Below are 1,530 nucleotides of genomic sequence, written 5' to 3' on the forward strand. Positions count from 1 at the left end.
CCTCAGAGGCTGTGAATCTATGTGATTTGGCACGTTTCCATTTGCGGAAGCATGAGTCGGATGATTCCCTGCTTTCAAAGGCCATGGAGGCATGGATGTCACGCGAGACGCTGTTTGAGGATCTGCCTGAAGCCGAGGCGGTTGTGCGGGAGTGGCCGGGAAGTCCGCGGCTTCGCGAGCCTGTCCGCGATCAAGTCGAACTGCGCGCGGTGGATCTTGAGGCCCTGCTGCCTGCCGAGCATCCGGCCCGTGTGATCTGGGCCTATGTCCAGAGGCTCGATCTGAGTGCGCTCGAAGAGACAATCCGGGCTCGTGCCCATGGTCCGGGGCAAGCGCCGGTCAGCCCGCGCCTGCAACTGGCGTTGTGGCTGTTTGCCACCAGTCAGGGGGTCTCCAGTGGCCGGGCGCTGGCGCGGCTGTGCGAGAGCCATGATGCCTATCGTTGGCTGTGCGGCGGGGTGAGCGTGAACTATCACAGCCTGTCGGAGTTCCGCACGGCGCATCCGCAGCTTTTGGAGCATTTGCTGGTGGAGCATGTTGCCTCGCTTTCGGTCGCTGGCGTGATCGATCTTGATGAGGTGGTGCAGGATGGCGTGCGTGTGCGCGCCTCGGCTGGAGCGAGTTCGTTCCGGCGTAGCAAGAAGCTCTACAAGGAGTTGAAGAGGGCCAAGCGTCTGGTCGAGTACCTGCGGCAGGAGAATGACGATGATCCCGACGCCAGCAACAGGCGTATCCGGGCCGCGGAGGACCGTGCGGCCCGTGAACGCGAAGCGCGTGTTGCGGCGGCACTGGAGCAGCTTGCTGCAATCAAAGCGCATCGGGCACGTCGCGGCCGCGAGAACAGGAACAACAGGAAGAAGGGAAGTAAGCGCTCCGAACCACGCGCTTCCACGACCGATCCGCAGGCCCGGGTCATGAAGATGGCCGATGGCGGCTTCCGTCCAGCCTATAACTGCCAGGTCGCGAGCGTTGCCCAGGGCCAGATCGCCATTGCCGTGGATGTGACCAATGTGGGCTCGGATCGAGGCCTGATGCGGCCGATGCAGGAGGGGCTTGCCGGCTCTTATGGTCGCGCGAAGCGCTATCTCGTCGACGGCGGCTTCAACAAGAACGAGGACATCGAATGGGCTGCCAGCCAAGGGATCAAGGTCTATGGTCCGCCGGCCAACAGCAAGCATGGCACCGATCCCTATGCGCCGCGCCCCGATGACGGCCCCGGCATGGCCGCCTGGCGCAGACGGATGAAAAGCCCTCACGGCAAGAATGTCTACAAACGCCGGGCGCCGGGCGAATGTATCAATGCCCGCTTGCGCAACTGGGGCCTGCGCCAGTTCACGGTTCGGGGGCGCGAAAAAGTGCTCACAGTGCTGCGCTGGTTTGCCCTCGCCAACAATGTTCTCGCCGGCTACAGGCTCTTGGCCCAGGCCGCATAATCAGCCCCTGCCAACCTAGAGCGCCATCGCCTGACCGCCGTCGCCCGATCATGCGCAGCCGGCGCGCTCCCAACTCATAGGGTCACAAGCTCTCAGG

The 1,530-nt window shown here is 63.5% G+C and carries 1 protein-coding gene; it reads left to right on the plus strand.

Annotated elements, in window-relative coordinates; genetic code table 11:
* Window positions 1–95: 95 nt before the first annotated feature.
* The gene (locus AABA84_RS34565) at window positions 96–1,433 is read left to right on the plus strand and encodes an IS1182 family transposase (protein ID WP_338314339.1); all 1,338 of its coding nucleotides are present in this window, start codon (window positions 96–98) and stop codon (window positions 1,431–1,433) included.
* Window positions 1,434–1,530: the final 97 nt, after the last annotated feature.

The sequence above is a fragment of the Bradyrhizobium sp. TM239 genome (assembly GCF_036247985.1).
Taxonomy (GTDB): Bacteria; Pseudomonadota; Alphaproteobacteria; order Rhizobiales; family Xanthobacteraceae; genus Bradyrhizobium; species Bradyrhizobium ottawaense.